Origin of the sequence: Aeromicrobium ginsengisoli (assembly GCF_004134905.2) — a bacterium.
GTDB lineage: Bacteria > Actinomycetota > Actinomycetes > Propionibacteriales > Nocardioidaceae > Aeromicrobium > Aeromicrobium ginsengisoli.
This window is the reverse complement of sequence record NZ_SDPQ02000004.1, coordinates 165655-183898: the sequence shown is the minus strand read 5'-3', so window position 1 is coordinate 183898 and position 18244 is coordinate 165655. Positions and strand designations below refer to the sequence as shown.

The window sequence follows — 18244 nt, the reverse complement described above, 5'->3', positions numbered from 1 at the left end:
CCCGCGACGGACGGCTGCGGCGTGCGGCGAACCCTTCTCGCCGCGGCCCACAACCTCATCGGTCTGATCCGGTTAGCACTCTCATCATACGAGTGCTAATCAACGCCGCGCAATCAGGTTGTCGGTTTCGGCTTCACGTCGTACGTGACCTCGGCGAACTGACCCCGCTGGAGGATCGACGTCAGGGTCAATCGGTCGGATCGGATGTCCCGCGGGAGGAAGGGCGCGCCCGCGCCGAGCGTGACCGGCGCGATCGTGGCGGTGATGCGGTCGAGCAGGCCCGCGTCGTCGAACTGGCCGACGAGGTCACCGCCGCCCATCAGCCAGATGTCGCACTCTCCCGCTGCAGCCGCCATCTCGGCATGCACCGCGCGGACGTCGTCGCTGGTGAACGTGACGTTGGCTCCCGCGATGATCGGCAGGTCGCGATGGGTGAACACCCAGGTCGGACGGTCGGCGTACCACTCCTGCCACCTGGCCGGGTTGTCGACGAGTGACTCGTGCTCGAGCAGCCACTCGTAGGTCGTCGAGCCCATCGCCATCGCGCCGATGCCGTCGAGGAAGTCGCCGAACGACGACTCGGCGTCATCAGCGCCGGGCACCTCGAACAACCACGAGAGCGAGTTGTCGGTCGTCGCCAGATAGCCGTCGAGGGTCGTCGCCGTGTTGTAGATCGTCGCCATGCTCGCGACGCTACCCACCGGATCAGACAGAGAACAGCAGGAACAGCCCGGTGAACGTGTAGCCGACCATCAGCAGCAGCATCGCGACCTGCCCGCTCAGCCGGTGCCCCTTGGGCAGCAGCGCCAGCGCCTTGTCGTGCGCCGCGACGACCGCGAGCACGTGGCCGGCGACGACGAACGTGACCTTGAGGGCCGCGAGGGTCGAGGTGTGCTGGGACAGGACGTACGACGTGTCGGGATCGCCCAGCGGATGCCAGCCGCGGCCCAGCGGGTCGAGCAGGGCGAAGAACACCGCCTGCCCCTTCTCGACGAGGTAGGTCAGGTAGTGGGCGAAGATGTAGCCCACCACGATCGGCACCAGCGAGTGGGCCAGCCGGCCCGGCAGCAGCCGCCGCTCCCCCGCGCTGACCCCGCCCGTCGCGCGAGCCGCACCGATGAACAGCACGGCGACCACCGCGCAGAAGCCCAGCAGGGTCAAGGAGTGCTGCCACGTAGATAGCGTCCTGCCCTGCCAGAACGACGAGGCCGAGAAGCTGTCGTACGCCGTCGAGCCCAGCAGCGTCGCGAGCACCGCGACGAGCCCCGCATCGACGGGCACCGAGGGCAGCGTGCGGAGCGGGTTGTGCACGCGCCACCGGCCGTCCCGTACGAACGGCGAGAGCTTCGCGACGATCGCGCTGTAGACGTCGAACGGGTCCGCGCGGTCGTACCACCGCGGGCCGAAGGCGATGCCGCCGGCGATCGTGACGACGACATAGACCGCGACCCAGACACGTACGGCATGGATCGAGCCCGGATCCGGAGAGGCCAGCTCGAGCCAGACGAACGCGAACAGCCCGGCCACGGCCGGCCAGTAGCCGAGCCGCTTGGGGTACGCCCACCGGCCCGGACCCAGCAGCGACGTGATCGTCCGCCACGGCGACAGGTCGCGCCACACGTGGCCCGCGACCAGCGCGAGCGGCACGAGACCGACCCAGACGAAGATGTAGAACCCGCCGAGGCCGCCGTTGCCGGCGGTGGACGGTCCGGCGTACAGCGCGACGAGCAGCCAGGCCGTGAGCACCAGGCCGACGACCGCGAGCCACGGACGTCGAGGTGGCGGCTCGGTGGCATCGGGCTCGGCCGCGAACTGCGACTCCTTCCACGCCAGGGCCAGCACGGCGAACGAGATCGTCAGCGCCCACGAGGCGCCGACCATCGCGTACAGGAACGGGATCGGCAGGTCGGTCGACCCGCCGAGCCCGTGGGCCTGGAGCCCGGCGGCGATCACGGCGTGACGACGAGCTGCACGATCGTGACGTCGAGGTGGTGCGCCTCGACCGCGACCTGGCCGGGGGTCTTGAGCGTGAACGACTCGGTGACGTCAGCGCCCGGGGCGACCTCGTACTCGTGCTCGGGGTCGGAGTGCACGTGGATCTCCTCGTCGGCGTCGGAGGTGATGTGCAGCGTCACCGACTCCCCGGCCTTGACGTCGACCCGCTTGCCCTGCGGCGTGACCTTGCCGTCCTTGATCGCGATGTCGACCGTGACGCCGCTCTTGGAACCCTTGGCACCGTCCGAGCCGTCCGACCCGTCCGACCCGCCGCAGCCAGTCAGGACAAGGGCACAGGCCAGCAGCGCTGCTGCGATCCTCACGGGTTCTCCTTGTCGTCCTCGGGCTCGAAGGCCCGCTCGATGATCTCGCGCTCCTCGCGCTCCTCACGCCGGTCCTTGCGGGCGATGTAGAGGATCACGCCGACGACCACGAGGGCCGGGACGATCGCCGGGATCGCCAGCAGGGCAGCGTGGTGCGCAAGGATCTGGTCTCCGCCCGGCGTCATGACGTCAGGGTAGGCGTACGGTCTCCCGACGAGTCGGCTTCGTGCTCCTCGATGCGGCGCGCCACGCGGGCGACCGACACCGAGATGCCGATGATGATCGCGAGGCTGCACAGCAGCACGACCATGTTGGCCGCACCCCACAGCCACGGCGACGTGTCACCCTTGCGCTCGCGCTGCAGGATGTCGATCTCCGGCACGAATTTGCGGGTGAACTCCGCCGAGGCGGGGACCTCCTTGACCTTCAGTGGCGCATCGGCCGGCATGAAGATCGGCACGGCGGCGAGCGTACGTCCGTCCTGCACGCGCAGCAGGGTCTTCCAGTTGCCACCGACCGGCACGGGCTTGGTCGACTCCCACGTGTTGTCGCCGGTACGCCGGAGGCGATCCGTCACGACGCCCGCGCCACCGCCCTGCCAGGCCGTGATCTGCACCCAGGTCGGGTGCTTGTCGACGAGGCCGGCCGGCTCGACCGTGATCTTGGCGGTGACCTCGGGGTGGGCGGCGGTGCCGACCTGGGTCAGCGCGAAGCTCGCCGAGGCGTTCTTGGGCACCGTGGCGTGCAGCCCGTTGGCGACCGCGGCCGCGATGACGAGCACAGAAGCGGTGATGATCGTGCGGCTGATCTTCGCCGCGGGCAGCCGGCCCTGCAGGCCGAGTGAGAACAATGCCCCACACAGGCCCGACGCGATCGCGACCGGGACGGCCATGAGCAGACCCTCGAGCCACATGTCCTGGGTCCACGGGAACTGGAAGACCCGGTCGTTCCAGAGCTTCTCGATGACCAGACCGACGGTGCCGATCAGCAGGCCGCCGATCGCGCCGAACCACAGCGGCTTGTTGCGCAGCTGCGTGAACGCGAGCAGCTCGATCAGCACCGCGCTGCCGAGGTAGAGCGGGAACACGTGGTGCGCCTCGCCGAAGAAGTCCGTGACGATGAACGAGATGATGCCGCGCATCAGCAGGAAGAACACCGCGGCGACGATCGCGGCACCCGGGCCGACGTAGAGACGGGCGGCGACCAAGGTGACGCCTGCAGCGGCGACGATCATGAGCGGCGCGAACACCATGCGGAACTGGGCGATGCCGAAGTCGAACTCGGCCTGGAACACCGACAGCCCGATCAGGAGCGCGCCGAAGCCGATCGACAGGGTCGCCGTCTTGAGCCAGGTCGGCATCTCCTTGCCGTTCTGGCGCATCGCGAAGTCGGCCTCGCGGTGCAACAGGATGATGCCGGCGGTGGACAGCCCGGCACCGCCGATCAGCATCAGGTGGGTGGGTCCCCAGAGGGTGACGTCCTGCCCGAACAGCCGGTGCCAGACATCGTCGAGCGGGAAACCGATCAGGGCGTAGAGGCCGCACGCGGCGATGAAGATGCCGCTGACCGGGGCGTACCAGTTGCGGGTGATGCGGACCGCGGCGATGCCAGGCTTCTCGCCGTCACGCGCGTAGATGACCGCCGACATGCCGGCGACGAACAGGGCGAAGAGCCCGTAGAGGATCAGGTAGTGCGCGGGATTCGCGAGGGGCCCGGCGTCGCGGCCTCGGCCGGCGTGCAGGCTGACGTCCCACATGAAGCCGAGCAGCGCGACGATCAGCGAGCTCGCGACGAACAGCGTCGGGATCGACGCCCAGCCGGGCTCGCCGGTGCGCGCACCCAGTCGCTCGCCGGCGCGCTGGATCCACTCGATGCGGTGCGTGCGGTGCGCCCAGGCGATGACCAGCAGGACGCAGGTCACCAGCCCGGCGGCGATCGAGAGGCCGATGACCTGGCCGAGCTCGGCTCCTCCGGCGGGCGCGGTGACGGGCTCTGCGGCAGAAATGAACATACCGGGAGTATGTCAGCGAGTATGTGACATCGCAAGTGTCACATGCGTCACGCGCCTGTTTCGGGCATGAAAAAACCCGGTCCCCCCGGACCGGGTTCTTTCACGGACTCAGTGCCCGATGACCTCGTGGGCCTCGCGACCCTTGGGTCCGTCGACGACCTCGAACTCGACCTTCTGGCCGTCCTCGAGAGTCTTGTAACCGTCTGACGCGATCTTGGACCAATGGACGAAGACGTCGTCCTGGCCCTCGACCTCGATGAAGCCGTAGCCCTTGTCAGCGTTGAACCACTTGACGGTGCCTTGCACCATGCCGCCACTCCCACCTGATCCTGGAGGAACCCACCTGCCGGAGCCCCTTCATGCGCAGAGCCTACAAGGCTGTGCCGCGAGTTCAGCAACCCCCGGCGACGGCAGGGATTATCGAGACCTGCGTGCCCGCCGGGGTGGGCGTGTCCAGACCCTGGGCGAAGCGCACGTCCTCTTCCGCGACGTAGATGTTGACGAAGCGGCGCAGCTTGCCCTGCTCGTCGACGACCCGCGCCTTGATGCCGGGGAATGTCCCCTCGAGCGACTCGATGACCTCGGTGAGGGTGTCGCCCTCGGCGGTGACCTGTGACTGGTCCTGCGTGTAGGTCCGCAGGATCGTCGGGATGCGTACGTTGATGCTCACAGTGCTCCTTGGGTGTGCTCTGGACTCAGGCGATGCCGGAGGCCACGAAGGCCTCGTACGTCGGGGCGATGGTGGCGGCGGGGCCGACCAGGTCGGTGACCGCGTCGAGGGTCTTAAGACCGTGGCCGGTGTTGATCACCACGGTCTCGAGCTCGGGGTCGAGCTGGCCGGTCTCGACGAGCTTCTTGAGCACACCGACGGTCGTGCCGCCCGCGGTCTCGGTGAAGATGCCCTCGGTGCGCGCCAGCAGGACGATCGCGTCGCGGACCTCGTCGTCGGAGATGTCGGCGATCGCGCCGCCGGTCTCGCGGCAGATGTCGAGGACGTACACGCCGTCGGCCGGGTTGCCGATCGCGAGCGACTTGGCGATCGTGTCGGGCCGGACGGGGCGTACGACGTCCCAGCCCTCGCGGAACGCCTCGGAGACCGGCGAGCAGCCGGTGGCCTGGGCGCCGAAGACCTTGTAGGGCTTGTCCTCGACGAGGCCGAGGGCGATGAGCTCCTTGAACGACTTGTGGACCTTGGTCAGCTGTGAGCCGGAGGCGACCGGGATGACGATCTGGTCGGGCAGGCGCCAGCCGAGCTGCTCGGCGATCTCGTAGCCCAGCGTCTTGGAGCCCTCGGCGTAGAACGGGCGGACGTTGACGTTGACGAACGCCCAGCCGTCCTGCTCGCCGGCGATCTCGGAGGCGAGCTTGTTGACGTCGTCGTAGTTGCCGTCGACCGCGACGAGGTTCTCGGTGTAGACCGCCGAGTTGACCTGCTTGGGCGTCTCGAGGTTGCTCGGGATGAAGACGACGGTCTTGATTCCGGCGCGGGCGCCGGCAGCGGCGACGGCGTTGGCGAGGTTGCCGGTCGAGGGGCAGGCGAAGACCTTGCTGCCGAACTCACGGGCAGCGCTGAGGGCGCACGCCACGACGCGGTCCTTGAACGAGTTGGTGGGGTTGGTGCTGTCGTCCTTGACCCAGAGGTTCTTGAGGCCCAGCTCGGCGGCGAGGTTGTCGGCCTTGAGGAGCCGGGTGAAGCCGGGCTCGAGGTTGGGGCTGAGCTCGATGTCGTCGGGGACGGGGAGCAGGGCCTTGTAGCGCCAGATGTTGTTGGGGCCGGCCGCGATCTGCTCGCGGGTGATGGCCGGGAAGTCGTACCGGATCTCCAAAGGGCCGAAACACTCCGCGCACACGTAGTGCGGACCGAGCTCGCGCGTCGTGCCGCACTCGCGGCAGACGAGCTCGACGGCGTTGCCGAAGGCACCTTCGCGCAGAGCGGGAGCGGCGAGGCTTGGAGCTGATGTACTCACAGAAGTGACCTTTCATCTTTCCCGGATCGACTGTCGTCCGGGACGGATTGAGCACCTGGTCGATGAGCGACTGGTTGCTGGGGCGTCATAGGGCCGTGTCCCTGTACCCCTCGTGATGAGTGGTTTCAGCCTACGGGCGCGTCTCACGATGTGTCCACTCGGTCCGCATGTCGGACACGGACTGTTCGCCCTTCGGTCACTCCCGGGTTGGCGGTTTACCAAGAGGTCAGGGCCAACAGCCACTCCTCAGGGTGCGCGCGCCTTGCGGAGTGGCAGGTTGCCGTGCGGAGTGCGAGCGATCGCGAAGTTTCCCCTGACCTCTTGGTAAACCGCCAGCTGTTGCTCAGGGCTTGCGGGAGAAACGGGTGCGCGGGGGCGGGTAGTTGCCGTCGGCGAGGTTGGCGAGGCGCTCGAACGGGTTGTACGACGAGTGGTCGCCGGCGATCGCGTAGGAGATGCCGACGCAGAGGAAGTAGAACGGCAGCATCACGACTCCCAGGACGAACGCGTACTGCGTGCAGTGCCGGTCCTCGTGCTGCAGCAGCACCGGCCGGGCACGCACCCAGTCGAGGTCGTGCTTGCTCGCGATGACGCTGCCGATCGTGAATGCGCTGGCGACCGGGAAGCCGAACCGGTAGCCCGTCGCGAGGTAGGTCCCGCGCCCGCGACGCGTGATCGACGCACCGCCGATCCGGGCGATCAGGAGACCGAGCGGCGTGCTGAGATTGATCCAGTTGAGCACCGTACGCACGCGCGTCCACCGCGTGTGCGGCAGCACCGGATCAGAACTCATCGGCGAGCTGCTCCAGCCAGTCGGCCACGGCATCGGGCCCGTCGAGGACGATGTCGGCGCGGGCCACCAACGCGTCCTGCTCCGCCGACGCCGAGCAGATCAGCAGTCCGCCGACGCCGGACCGCCGCAGGTCCTCGACCGCCGCGAACGCCGGCAGGTCACCGAGGTCGTCGCCGGCGAAGATCACCTGGCGGGCGCCGAGGCGTGAGGCCAGCGCCCGCACGGAGTCGCCCTTGTCGACGCCCGGGGCGCGCATCTCGATGACTTGGCGTCCCGGCTCGACGACGAGGCCGAGGCCGCCGGCGAGGTCGGCTAGCGGCTGGGCCAGCTCGTCGAGCAGGCTCGCGTCGATGCCGCGGGTGTGCACCGCGATCGCGAGGCCCTTGTCCTCGATGCGTACGTGTCCGGCGCCGCGCTCCTCGAGCCAACCGGGCAGCTCGTCGGCGAGGCGGCTGATCGGCTCGGGGCGGTCGGGCTCGACGATCTCCGACGTCGTCGCATCCCATTGCTCGGCGCCGTACTGGCCCCAGATCACGAGCTGCTCGAAGCCCTCGACGCCGGCGAAGCCGCCGAGCTCGAGCGCCTGGCGGACGGGACGCCCGGTGACGATCGCGACCTGGCCGAGCACACGGCCGAGCCTTGCCAAGGCAGCGACGGACCGCTCGTGGGCGTACGCCTGCGTCGGGTCGTCGACGATGTGCGCCAGCGTGCCGTCGAAGTCGAGGGCGAGCAGGGTTCCGGCCGGATCAGCGATCACGGCGGTGCGGACGGAGGCGGGCATCCGCCTATTGTTGCGGGCCGGACAGGATGATCGTCAGCCGGTCGGTCCGCATCGGTGCCACGCTCGGCAGGACCCGGCTGATGTCGAGGTCGGCGGCGAGCAGCTTGGCCTGCTCCGCGAGCTGCGGCGGGAAGTAGACGGTGTTGCCCGCGATGGAGCCGCGCCAGTTGCCGATCGTCACGGTGGTCCAGCCGGCCGAGCGCACCTGGGCGGAGTAGGTCGCCGCCAGTCCCTGGATCGTCGTGTTGTTGAGCACCGCGACGGGTGTTGTGCGATCGGCCTCGGGCGACGCGCTCGACTCGCTCGGCGTGGGCGACGGCTTCGTCTCGGTGGTCTTGCTCGGCGAGGGGGTCGGCGTCGTCTTCGTCGCCGGCGGGGCCGACGTGCTGGTGGTCGGCGCGGTCTCGGGGTCGTCGTCGACGAACAGCCAGCCCAGCCAGCCGGCAGCGCCGACGCACAGCATGATCGTCAGGACGATGAACCAGCTGGCGGGTACGTATGCCTTGCCAGTCGGGGTCCTGCGGTGGTCCATGGGAACCTTCAGAGGTCGATGCCGAGACGCCTGGCCGAACGACTGCGCTGGCGCTGGGCGCGCAGGCGGCGAAGACGCTTGACCAGGAGTGGATCGTACGCGAGGGCGTCCTCACGGTCGATCAGGGCGTTGAGCACCTGGTAGTAGCGCGTCGCCGACATGTCGAACTTGTCGCGGATCGCCTGCTCCTTGGCACCGGCGTACTGCCACCACAGCCGCTCGAGCGCCAGGATCTCGCGGTCGCGCTCCGACAGCGATTCTGCAGCTGCCGGCGCTCCGGCGTTCGACTTCTCCACGGCGCTCATGCCATTACCTCCACCACAAGCCAACGACACGGAGGCAATGGCATGATCCCTGCCTCAAGATTCGCTCGCTGGCGCTCGCTCATGCTGGTCATCCTAGGCCACGAATCACACCGGTGTCATTTGCTTCGCCGAATGGCAGGCTGTGTGTCATGACGACCGATTCGGGGACGCGTACGCCCATCCGGTGGGGAATCCTGGCCACGGGTCGCATCGCCGAGTCGTTCGTGCGCGACCTGGCCCTGGTCGAGGGCAACGAGCTGGCCGCGGTCGGCTCTCGCCGGCTCGACGCCGCCCGGACGTTCGCCGACACGTTCGGCGCAGCCCGGGCGCACGGATCGTACGAGGACCTGGCCGCCGACCCGGACGTCGACGTCATCTATGTCGCCACTCCGCACAGCCGGCACTTCGAGGACGTCATGACGTGCTTCGAGGGCGGCAAGGCGGTGCTGTGCGAGAAGGCGCTCACGATGAACCCCGCCGACGCGGAGACGCTCGTCGCCGAGGCCCGCACGCGCGGACTGTTCTTCGCCGAAGCCATGGCGATGCGGGCCAACCCCAACATCCGGCGGGTCGCCGAGCTCGCTGCCGGCGGCGCCCTCGGGACGATCGGCGAGCTCAGAGCCGCCCGCGGCTTCGTCGGGCCGGCCACGACCGCACGGCTCTGGGACCCGGCGCTCGGGGCGAGCGCACTGCTCGACGTCGGCATCTACTCCCTGACGTTCGCGCACCTGATCCTCGGCGAGCCGGCCGGCATCGTCGCCGCCGGGACGCTGTCGGCCGAGGGCATCGACGTCAGCGGCGGAGCCACCCTCGCGTACGACAGCGGTGCCGTGGCGAGCATCTCCTGGACCCAGGTCGCGCACACCGACAATCGCGCCTCGATCGCCGGTGACGCCGGGCTCATCGAGGTGCCGTCCCGCTTCCCCACCGCGACGTCGTTCACGCACTGGCACGACGACCGGGTGGACACGATCAGTGAGCCCGTCACGGGTCATGGGTACGCCCACGAGATCGAGGAGGTCGCGGCCTGCCTGCGCGCCGGCGCCACCGAATCGGCGCTGCTTCCCCTCGACGAGACGGTCTCGATCATGCGTCAGATGGCAACGATCCTGGCCCAGCTGGGCGTCGCCGACAGGTGAGCGCCGCCACACAGCGCTAGGCTGCCCGACATGGTGACGGGAACCGCAGACTTCGTGGTGATCGCCAACCGTCTGCCCGTCGACCGGGTGACGTCGCCCGACGGCGGCACGATGTGGCGCACCTCCCCCGGCGGCCTGGTCACCGCCCTCGAGCCCGTGATGCGCCGCAACGGTGGCGCGTGGATCGGCTGGCACGGTGCGGCCGACGAGAAGCTCAAGCCGTTCGTGCACAACGGACTGCACCTCGTGCCGGTCCACCTGAGCGAGGACGAGGTCGCCGAGTACTACGAGGGCTTCTCCAACTCCACGCTCTGGCCGCTCTATCACGACGTCGTCGCGCCGCCGGAGTTCCACCGTGAGTGGTGGGATGCGTACGTCCGGGTCAACCGCCGCTTCGCCGAGCGAGCCGCCAAGATCGCCAAGCCCGACGCCGTCGTGTGGGTGCAGGACTACCAGCTGCAGCTCGTGCCCACGATGCTGCGCGAGCTGCGCCCGGACCTCCGCATCGGCTTCTTCCTGCACATCCCGTTCCCGCCGGCAGAGCTGTTCCAGCAGCTGCCGTGGCGCAGGCAGATCCTCGAGGGTCTGCTCGGCGCGGACCTGGTCGGCTTCCAGATGCCCGGAGCGGCGCAGAACTTCGTCCGCCTCGTACGCCAGCGGGTCGGCCACAAGACGCATCGCGACATGATCTACCTGCCCGACGGGCGTACCGTCCTCGCGCAGGCCTATCCGATCTCGATCGACGCGGCCGGCTTCGAGGAGCTCGCCCGTACGCCCGAGGTCATCGCCCGGGCAGCCGAGATCCGCGAGAGCCTCGGCAACCCCAGGACCATGCTGCTGGGCATCGACCGGCTCGACTACACCAAGGGCCTGCGGCAGCGGCTCCGCGCGTTCGGGGAGCTCATCAGCGACGGCTCGCTGCACGTCGACGATGCGGTGTTCGTGCAGGTCGCGACCCCGTCGCGCGAGCGGGTCGACCAGTACAAGATCCTGCGCGACGACATCAACCGCCTCGTCGGGCGCATCAACGGTGACGTCGCGCGCATCGGCCAGCAACCCGTGACCTATCTCCACGCGTCCTACCCGCGCGCCGAGATGGCCGCGCTCTACCGGGCCGCCGACGTCATGGTCGTGACGCCGCTGCGCGACGGCATGAACCTCGTCGCCAAGGAGTACGTCGCGTGCCGCTACGACGATCGTGGCGCCCTGGTGCTGAGCGAGTTCGCCGGCGCGGCGTCCGAGCTCAAGTCGGCCTATCAAGTCAATCCGCACGACATCAACGGCATGAAGAGCATGATGCTCGCGGCGATCAATGCCAGCCCTCGAGAGAACGCCCGCCGCATGAAGGCGATGCGCAAGCAGGTCATGGAGAACGACATCGAGCTATGGGCGGCCAACTTCCTGCGCGAGCTCACGCTGGTCCGCAACCCGCACGCCAAGAACCCCCGCCCCGTCTAGACCCCCCAACCCCTGATCCTTTCGACAGGCTCACGGAGCCCGTGCCTCCGGTCGATAGGTTGGGGGCATGAGCGTGAGCCCCGAGGACTACTACGCGGCACCCACCTTGACGGGCAACCACGTCAGGCTCGAACAGCTCCAGCCACACCATGCCGCGGGCGTGCTCGGGGCGTCGGACGACGACGAGGTCTTCACCTGGCAGGCGTTCGCCCGGCCCGACACGATCGAGCAGGCCGAGGCGCTCGTCGGGCTCTACCTGACGAGGCCCTGCACGGTCCCCTGGGTCCAGGTCGACCAGGCGTCCGGCGAGGTCGCGGGCCTCACGACCTACTACGACATCGACCCGACGGTCCGCACCGTCGCGATCGGGTCGACGTGGCTCGGCCGGCGCTTCTGGCGTACGGGCGTCAACACCGAGGCCAAGCTCCTGCTGCTGCGCCACGCGTTCGACGGCCTCGACTGTGCCCGCGTCGTCTGGCACGTCGACATCAAGAACGAGCGCTCGCAGGCCGCGGTCACCCGCATCGGCGGCGTACGCGAAGGGGTGCTCCGCAAGCACCGCATCCGGCGTGACGGGTCGTGGCGCGACACCGTGCTGTTCTCGATGACCGACGACGAGTGGCCCGCCGCCCGCGACGCTCTCGAGGAACGACTGGCCGTCAGCGCACCGTGACCGGGAAGCCGTCGCGTACGGCTGCCAGCACGGTCGAGGCCGCCACCGCCTCATCCACCAGCGCTGCGGTGTCGACGCCGTCCGGCACGACCAGGCGGATGACGACATCCGCCGAGGTGACGAGGCCGTTGTCGATCTCGAGCGACACGTCGACCTGGACGTCGTCGATCGTGTCGTTGCGGACCGCCGCGACGTAGCGGACGTCGTTGGCGAGGCAGCCACCGATCGCGAGCGCGAGGAGCTGCCCGCCGTTCATCCCGGCTCCGGCGCCCCCGGCGACGCCGGCCGGCCGATCGACGACCACGGCGTGCTCACCCGTGCGGCCCTCAGCCGCCTGCGTGCCGGGAATCGTCCGGAATGTCGCTGTGATGGCCGTCATGTCGTCGCCTCCGTAGACAAACCCACGATACGGAAGCGGCGCCATGGTGCGCCCGTGGTTCGCTCGCTGCGCTCGCTCACTCCGCCAGTCTGCCCCTCTTGTGCTCGAAGATCAGGTTGGTCTCGGTCAGCGCGACCTCCGGCGCCGAGCTGAGATGGTCGACGACGAACGCCCGCAGGTCGTCGGGGTCCTGCGCTGCGACGTGCACGTGGAAGTCGTCGGCGCCGGCGAGGAAGTAGACGTTGAGCACCTCGGGCATCCCGGCGAGCCGGTCGGAGAACTCGTTGATCGCACCGCGCGCGTCACCGCGCAGGCGCACCGCGATCATCGCCTGGATCGGCCGGCCGATCCACGCTGGATCGACCTCGGCGTGGAAGCCGGCGATGACGCCACGGTCCATCAGGCTGCGCAACCGGGTCAGGCAGGTGGAGGCCGCGATGCCGACCTTTTCAGCGAGCGCGTTGTTGGGCAGCCGGCCCTGGCGGCGCAGTTCCGTGATGATCCTCTGGTCGATGTCATCGAGCTCGCGAACATCATTCGGCACGGGCACTCCTGCGGATCGTCATTCGGTGTCATGAGCAGCGATTCTCGATCATACAGAATCTTGTTCGGTAAGTTGCGCACTGATCCGCAGGTGATTCACCATGGAGACACTATTCCGTCTGAAGGAGCACGTCATGCTGGTCGGTGTCCCCCGCGAGGTCAAGAACCACGAGTACCGCGTCGCCATCACGCCCGCCGGCGTCCACGAGCTGACCCGCCACGGCCACGACGTCGTCATCGAGCACGACGCCGGCCTCGGCTCGTCGATCACCGATGACGAGTACGTCGCCGCGGGCGCCAAGATCCTCGACCGCGCCGACGACGTGTGGGCCGACGCTGAGCTGGTGCTCAAGGTCAAGGAGCCGATCGCCGAGGAGTACGGCCGCATGCGCCGTGGCCAGACACTGTTCACCTACCTCCACCTCGCTGCGAGCCGCGAGTGCACCGACGCCCTGCTGTCGGCCGGCACGACCTCGATCGCGTACGAGACCGTGCAGCTGCCCGATCGCTCGCTGCCGCTGCTGGCCCCGATGTCCGAGGTCGCCGGCAAGCTCGCCCCGCAGGTCGGCTTCTACCACCTGATGCGCAGCGGCGGTGGCCGCGGCGTGCTGCCCGGCGGCGTGCCCGGCGTCCACCCGGCCGATGTCGTCGTGATCGGCGCAGGCGTCTCTGGCGTCAACGCGGCGCAGGTCGCACACGGCATGGGCGCGCGCGTCCAGATCCTCGACCTCAACGTCGCCCGGCTCCGTCAGGTCGACGCGCAGTTCGGCGGCGCCATCACGACCATCGCCTCCAACGCGTACGCGATCGAGAAGGCCGTGCGGCAGGCCGACCTCGTCGTCGGCGCTGTGCTGGTGCCCGGCGCCAAGGCACCCAAGCTCATCAGCGACGACCTCGTCTCCACGATGCGGCCCGGCTCGGTGCTGGTCGACATCGCGATCGACCAGGGCGGCTGCTTCGAGAGCTCGCACGCGACGACCCACGACGACCCCACGTTCAAGGTCCACGACTCGATCTTCTACTGCGTCGCCAACATGCCGGGCGCCGTGCCGCACACCTCGACGTACGCGCTGACCAACGTGACGCTGCCCTACGCCGTGGCGCTCGCCGACAAGGGCTGGAAGACGGCCGTGAACGACGACGCCGCGCTCGCCGGCGGCCTCAGCACGCACGACGGCCACCTCGTCAACGCCGCCGTCGGCGAGGCCCTCGACCTCGAGGTCACCCCGCTCTCGGCGCTCTGACGCTTGGCTGGTCAGGCGACGTAGGGGCGGGCTTCCCGGAGCGCCTTGTTGGCCACGCCGGCCAGCAGCACCGCGACACCGGCTGCGCCGACCGTGACCGCGAACGCCGGCGTGTGCCCGCCCTCGTCGGCGAGCCTGCCGGCGATCGAGGCGCCGAGGGCGTAGCCGATGCCGGTCGCTCCCGCGAGCAGTGTCATGGCCGCGCCGACCCGGTGCACCGGCACGAGGATCCCGGCGAGGGCGAAGTTGCTGATCATGTAGGGCGCCACGGCGAAGCCGAGCAGCGCGATGACCAGGATCAGTGAGCCGATCGAGTCGACGAGCAGCAACGGCGCCGACAGCAGGAGCAGGCCGACGGCGGCGACGAGCATGCGCGTGGCGTAGAGGATGCGCTCGGGCAGGGCCGTGATCGCGAGCCCGGCGGTCACGCTGCCGATGCCCAGCACGGCGTGGATCAGCCCGGCGCTGCCGGCGTGACCGTCGGCGCGGGCCAGCACAGCGGTGCCGGTCTGGACGCTGCCGAAGATCGTGCCGATGCACAGCTGCGCGACCACGAGCACCGCGAACGCGACGGACCAGAGCGGTTCGGAACCGGCGCCGCCGGTCGTGGAGCTCTTCGCCACGAGCTCGGAGGTCCAGTGGATCGCGAACCACGACCCGAACACCGCCAGGATCACGGCCGCGGCCAGGAGTGCTCCGGCCGGCTCCGCAAGGATCGCGAGGACGCCGATCATCGCCGGGCCGAGCACGAATGACGCCTCGTCGGCCGCTCCCTCGTACGAGAACGCGGCGTCCACGAGGCGTCGCTGATCGCCCTCGTCGCGCGTGATGGGTCTCCAGCGTACGCGCGCGAGCGGCCCGACCTGCGGCATCGCGAATCCGGTGACGCCGGCGACGCCGAAGATCAGCGCGCGCGACGCGTCGGGATCGGTCACCAGCACGACCGAGGCCAGGCCCGCAGCCCCCACGAGCGACTGCACGAGCACGACGGGGCGCTGGCCGATGCGGTCGGCGACCGTGCCGGCGAGCGGCGAGCCGATGGCGTTGGCGATCGCGAGGATGCCCGCCGCGGCGCCGCCCGCGCCGTAGCTGTCGAGCTTGGAGCTCACCAGGACCAGGACGCCGAGCTGGCTCATGGCAAGTGGAATCCGCCCGAGGAAGGCTACGAGGATGTAGGCGGGCCCGACGATCCGCAGGAGTGCGCGGTAGGCGGCGATTGCTGACACAGCCTGACAACTGTAGGGCACCGGCGGCCTCGATAGGGTCGGAGCATGCCGCCATCAGCCGCGAGACGGTCGACGTTCGCGATCTTCGCCCTCAACGGCTTCCTCCTCGGCATGTGGGTCGTCAACATCCCCGAGATCCGCGACCGTACGGGCGCCAGCACCGTCGTGCTCGGCTACCTGCTGCTGCTCCTGGGTGGCAGCGCGTTGCTCGGCATGCAGGTCGGCGGCCGGCTCATCGACCGGTTCGGTAGTCGGGTCGTCGTGGTGATCGCCGGGCTCGTGCTGAGCGCGTGCCTCGTCGGGCCGGGCCTCGCCACGAACGTCCCGGCGCTCGCGGTCGCCCTCGCCCTGCTCGGCGCGTTCAACGGCGTCATCGACGTGTCGCAGAACGCCCAGGCGGTCGAGGTCGAGCGGGCGTACGGCCGGCCGATCATCAGCGCGTTCCATGCGTTCTTCTCCCTCGGCGGACTGCTCGCGTCGATCATCGGCGGCGGCCTGATCGCCCTCGACGTCGACGTCCGGCTGACCCTCGCCGCAGCCGGCGTGCTCGGCCTCATCCTCACGCTCGTGGTCCGGCCCACGCTGCTGCCACCCTCCCCTGGCACGACCCGCGAGTCCGGCGCCGCGCGCGCCCACGCGCCGTGGACCCCTCGCGTTGTCGTGCTGTCGCTGCTCGCGTTCATGCTGCTGTTGTCTGAGGGCGTCGCGTACGACTGGAGCACGGTCCACCTGCACGACTCCCTCGACGCGAGCAAGACCGTCGCCGCCTGGGCGTTCGGCGCGTTCTCGATCACGATGACCCTCGTACGCCTCGTGGCCGACCGCGTCGTCGCTCGCATCGGTGCCGCCGCGTACGTCCAACGGGCCGCGCTCGTCGGTGCGGCCGGCCTGCTCGGGGCGGCACTCGCGCCCAACCCGGCCGTCGCGATCGTCGCGTGGGCCATCTTCGGTGTGGGGCTCGCGGGCTGCGTCCCGCAGTTCTTCAGCGCGGCCGGCAACATCGACCCGACGGCGGCCGGCACCTACCTCGCGCGGGTCACCGGCACGGGCTACCTCGGCCTGCTCGCCGGCCCCGCGATCATCGGCATCCTCACCAACTGGGTGTCGCTCACCACGGCGTTCGCGGTGCCGATCGTCGGCTGCCTGTTGGCCGGCCTGCTCGCCCCGTCGGCCCTGCGGAAGGAGGAGGCATGAAGCCGCTCAGCGAGCTCATGGCTCCGGACTGGGCCGAGGCGCTGGCACCGGTCGAGGAGCAGATCCACACGATGGGCCAGTTCCTCCGCGACGAGCTCGCCGCGGGGCGTCCCTATCTGCCCGCCGGCGACCACATCCTGCGGGCGTTCGCCGAGCCGATGTCGAACGTACGCGTGCTCATCACCGGCCAGGACCCCTATCCGACCCCTGGCCATCCCGTCGGGCTGTCGTTCTCGGTGGCGCCCGACGTACGCCCGCTCCCCCGCAGCCTCGTCAACATCTTCACCGAGCTCGAGACCGACCTCGGCATCCCGAGGTCCCCCTCCGGCGACCTCACCCCGTGGGCCCGGCAGGGCGTGCTGCTGCTCAACCGCGTCCTGACCGTGCGACCCGGCACGCCGGCCAGCCATCGCGGCAAGGGCTGGGAGACCGTCACCGAGCAGGCGATCCGGGCCCTCGTTGCCCGGGGCACTCCGCTCGTCGCAATCCTCTGGGGCCGCGACGCGCAGAGCCTGGCGCCGATGCTGGGCGAGGTGCCGCGCATCGAGTCGGTGCACCCCAGCCCGCTGTCGGCGTCGCGCGGATTCTTCGGCTCCAAGCCGTTCAGCCGGGCCAACGAGCTCCTCGCCGCCCAAGGCGCCGAGCCCGTCGACTGGCGGCTGCAGGTCTAGGACGAATCGGCTCGCCGACTGACCCCGCAGGGCGTACCTTGTCTGAAACCGCCGCACCAAAGGGGACAAGAACATGCGTCGTCGCTCGATGATTCGTTGGATGCCCGTCGCTGCCTTGGTCGGCGGCCTCCTGACGGCCGCCGGAGCCAGCCAGACCGTCTCGGCGGCCGCCTCACCCGGTGCGGAGGACTGCGCGCCCAGTGCCGCGCGCGTCGCCAAGGGCAGCACGGCCAAGGAGCCGGAGCTCTACTCCAAGAACGAGGCGAACGCGTACGGCGTCATCAAGGACGCTCCGCGCCTGCCCAACGGCAGCGTGCACATCCCGACGGTCTTCCACGTGATCTCCGACCACACGCTCTCCACGACAGAGAAGACCCGCTGGACGAAGATGATCACCGCCCAGATGACGGTCCTCAACGACTCGTACTCGGGCAAGACCGCCGCCAACGCCGCCAACTCGCCGTTCCGCTTCGGCCTCACCAAGATCACCTGGACCACGAACCCTGCGTGGTACACCGTCGTGCCGGGCAAGAACGAGCGCGACATGAAGCAGGAGCTGTACGAGGGCGACTCCACGACCCTCAACGTCTACTCCGCCAACATCGGCGCCGGACTGCTCGGCTGGGCGTACTTCCCCAAGGGCTACAACCACGGCCGCGACTTCATCGACGGCGTCGTGATGCTCGACGAGTCGATGCCCGGCGGCAACCAGGGCAAGTACTCCCTCGGCGACACCCTGACCCACGAGGTCGGCCACTGGCTGATGCTCGAGCACACGTTCAAGAGCGGCTGCTCGGCGTCGGGCGACTTCGTGGCCGACACCCCGCGCGAGGGCCAGCCGCAGTTCGACTGCCCCACCGGCGCCGACACCTGCACCGCGCCCGGCAAGGACCCGATCCACAACTTCATGGACTACAGCCAGGACTCCTGCATGAACATGTTCACGCCCGGCCAGGTCGAGCGCATGAACGACGCATGGGTCGACTTCCGTGCGGGCGGCGCCGGCTAAC

22 protein-coding genes and 1 riboswitch are annotated in these 18244 nt (G+C 69.4%); of the genes, 7 read left to right on the top strand and 15 right to left on the bottom strand.

All coding sequences use genetic code 11. The features are described 5' to 3' along the window. Positions 1 to 113: 113 nt before the first annotated feature. The 12 genes from ESP70_RS19460 to ESP70_RS19405 form a co-directional block, all read right to left on the bottom strand. Entirely contained in the window at positions 114 to 683 is a 570-nt protein-coding gene (locus ESP70_RS19460) for a dihydrofolate reductase family protein (protein ID WP_149690984.1), read from the bottom strand. 22 nt (positions 684 to 705) lie between these two features. Continuing rightward, a complete protein-coding gene (locus ESP70_RS19455) occupies positions 706 to 1953 on the bottom strand; it encodes a hypothetical protein (protein WP_246162099.1) in 1248 nt (415 codons plus the stop codon). After that, the gene (locus ESP70_RS19450; protein ID WP_149690983.1) at positions 1950 to 2318 is read right to left on the bottom strand and encodes a hypothetical protein; all 369 of its coding nucleotides are present in this window, start codon (positions 2316 to 2318) and stop codon (positions 1950 to 1952) included. Before ESP70_RS19450 ends, ESP70_RS19455 begins: the two co-directional genes overlap by 4 nt. Next, entirely contained in the window at positions 2315 to 2503 is a 189-nt protein-coding gene (locus ESP70_RS19445) for a hypothetical protein (protein WP_149690982.1), read from the bottom strand. The genes ESP70_RS19450 and ESP70_RS19445 overlap by 4 nt, the downstream gene beginning before the upstream one ends. Then, positions 2500 to 4329 (bottom strand): hypothetical protein, encoded by a 1830-nt coding sequence (locus ESP70_RS19440; protein WP_149690981.1) that lies wholly within the window; start codon positions 4327 to 4329, stop codon positions 2500 to 2502. The genes ESP70_RS19445 and ESP70_RS19440 overlap by 4 nt, the downstream gene beginning before the upstream one ends. Positions 4330 to 4437: 108 nt before the next feature. Continuing rightward, on the bottom strand, positions 4438 to 4638 hold the full coding sequence (locus ESP70_RS19435; RefSeq protein WP_056211909.1) for a cold-shock protein: 201 nt from the start codon (positions 4636 to 4638) through the stop codon (positions 4438 to 4440). An 82-nt stretch (positions 4639 to 4720) separates the two neighbouring features. After that, entirely contained in the window at positions 4721 to 4999 is a 279-nt protein-coding gene (locus tag ESP70_RS19430) for a MoaD/ThiS family protein (protein ID WP_149690980.1), read from the bottom strand. Positions 5000 to 5024: 25 nt separating this feature from the next. Continuing rightward, positions 5025 to 6296 (bottom strand): threonine synthase, encoded by a 1272-nt coding sequence (gene thrC, locus ESP70_RS19425; protein WP_149690979.1) that lies wholly within the window; start codon positions 6294 to 6296, stop codon positions 5025 to 5027. A 9-nt stretch (positions 6297 to 6305) separates the two neighbouring features. Beyond that, positions 6306 to 6418, bottom strand: a riboswitch (SAM riboswitch). A gap of 221 nt (positions 6419 to 6639) precedes the next feature. Next, the gene (locus ESP70_RS19420) at positions 6640 to 7089 is read right to left on the bottom strand and encodes a hypothetical protein (protein WP_149690978.1); all 450 of its coding nucleotides are present in this window, start codon (positions 7087 to 7089) and stop codon (positions 6640 to 6642) included. After that, positions 7079 to 7870, bottom strand: a complete 792-nt coding sequence (gene otsB, locus ESP70_RS19415; protein ID WP_149690977.1) for a trehalose-phosphatase — start codon at positions 7868 to 7870, stop codon at positions 7079 to 7081. Before otsB ends, ESP70_RS19420 begins: the two co-directional genes overlap by 11 nt. A 4-nt stretch (positions 7871 to 7874) precedes the next feature. Then, entirely contained in the window at positions 7875 to 8402 is a 528-nt protein-coding gene (locus ESP70_RS19410) for a LytR C-terminal domain-containing protein (protein ID WP_149690976.1), read from the bottom strand. Between the two features lie 8 nt (positions 8403 to 8410). Then, positions 8411 to 8707: a DUF3263 domain-containing protein gene (locus tag ESP70_RS19405; protein WP_056211900.1), complete on the bottom strand. Its 297-nt coding sequence runs from the start codon at positions 8705 to 8707 to the stop codon at positions 8411 to 8413. Between the two features lie 149 nt (positions 8708 to 8856). Between ESP70_RS19405 and ESP70_RS19400 the strand changes: the two genes are divergently transcribed. The 3 genes from ESP70_RS19400 to ESP70_RS19390 all read left to right on the top strand — a co-directional run bounded on the left by ESP70_RS19400 (position 8857) and on the right by ESP70_RS19390 (position 11977). After that, on the top strand, positions 8857 to 9846 hold the full coding sequence (locus tag ESP70_RS19400; protein ID WP_149690975.1) for a Gfo/Idh/MocA family protein: 990 nt from the start codon (positions 8857 to 8859) through the stop codon (positions 9844 to 9846). Between the two features lie 21 nt (positions 9847 to 9867). After that, on the top strand, positions 9868 to 11304 hold the full coding sequence (locus ESP70_RS19395) for an alpha,alpha-trehalose-phosphate synthase (UDP-forming) (RefSeq protein WP_425458400.1): 1437 nt from the start codon (positions 9868 to 9870) through the stop codon (positions 11302 to 11304). A gap of 67 nt (positions 11305 to 11371) precedes the next feature. Beyond that, a complete protein-coding gene (locus tag ESP70_RS19390) occupies positions 11372 to 11977 on the top strand; it encodes a GNAT family N-acetyltransferase (protein WP_149690973.1) in 606 nt (201 codons plus the stop codon). Here the strand turns inward: ESP70_RS19390 and ESP70_RS19385 are convergent. Then, the gene (locus tag ESP70_RS19385; RefSeq protein WP_149690972.1) at positions 11964 to 12356 is read right to left on the bottom strand and encodes an OsmC family protein; all 393 of its coding nucleotides are present in this window, start codon (positions 12354 to 12356) and stop codon (positions 11964 to 11966) included. The genes ESP70_RS19390 and ESP70_RS19385 overlap by 14 nt on opposite strands. 76 nt (positions 12357 to 12432) lie before the next feature. Next, positions 12433 to 12900, bottom strand: coding sequence for an Lrp/AsnC family transcriptional regulator (locus ESP70_RS19380; RefSeq protein ID WP_246162098.1), 468 nt, complete (start codon positions 12898 to 12900; stop codon positions 12433 to 12435). 133 nt (positions 12901 to 13033) lie between these two features. Between ESP70_RS19380 and ald the strand changes: the two genes are divergently transcribed. Continuing rightward, positions 13034 to 14143 (top strand): alanine dehydrogenase, encoded by a 1110-nt coding sequence (gene ald / locus ESP70_RS19375; RefSeq protein WP_149691070.1) that lies wholly within the window; start codon positions 13034 to 13036, stop codon positions 14141 to 14143. Between the two features lie 11 nt (positions 14144 to 14154). On the opposite strand, the gene ESP70_RS19370 is transcribed toward ald, so the two are convergent. Further along, positions 14155 to 15369, bottom strand: a complete 1215-nt coding sequence (locus tag ESP70_RS19370; protein WP_149690970.1) for an MFS transporter — start codon at positions 15367 to 15369, stop codon at positions 14155 to 14157. A 45-nt stretch (positions 15370 to 15414) separates the two neighbouring features. Here ESP70_RS19370 and ESP70_RS19365 point away from each other — a divergent pair, with 45 nt between their 5' ends. The 3 genes from ESP70_RS19365 to ESP70_RS19355 all read left to right on the top strand — a co-directional run bounded on the left by ESP70_RS19365 (position 15415) and on the right by ESP70_RS19355 (position 18243). Next, complete coding sequence (locus ESP70_RS19365) at positions 15415 to 16563, top strand: MFS transporter (protein WP_149690969.1); 1149 nt, start codon at positions 15415 to 15417, stop codon at positions 16561 to 16563. Beyond that, positions 16560 to 17234 carry a uracil-DNA glycosylase gene (locus tag ESP70_RS19360; protein ID WP_149690968.1) on the top strand — a complete coding sequence of 225 codons (675 nt, stop codon included), beginning with the start codon at positions 16560 to 16562 and terminating at the stop codon, positions 17232 to 17234. Before ESP70_RS19365 ends, ESP70_RS19360 begins: the two co-directional genes overlap by 4 nt. A 100-nt stretch (positions 17235 to 17334) precedes the next feature. After that, on the top strand, positions 17335 to 18243 hold the full coding sequence (locus ESP70_RS19355) for a zinc metalloprotease (RefSeq protein WP_223148806.1): 909 nt from the start codon (positions 17335 to 17337) through the stop codon (positions 18241 to 18243). Position 18244 lies beyond the last annotated feature (1 nt).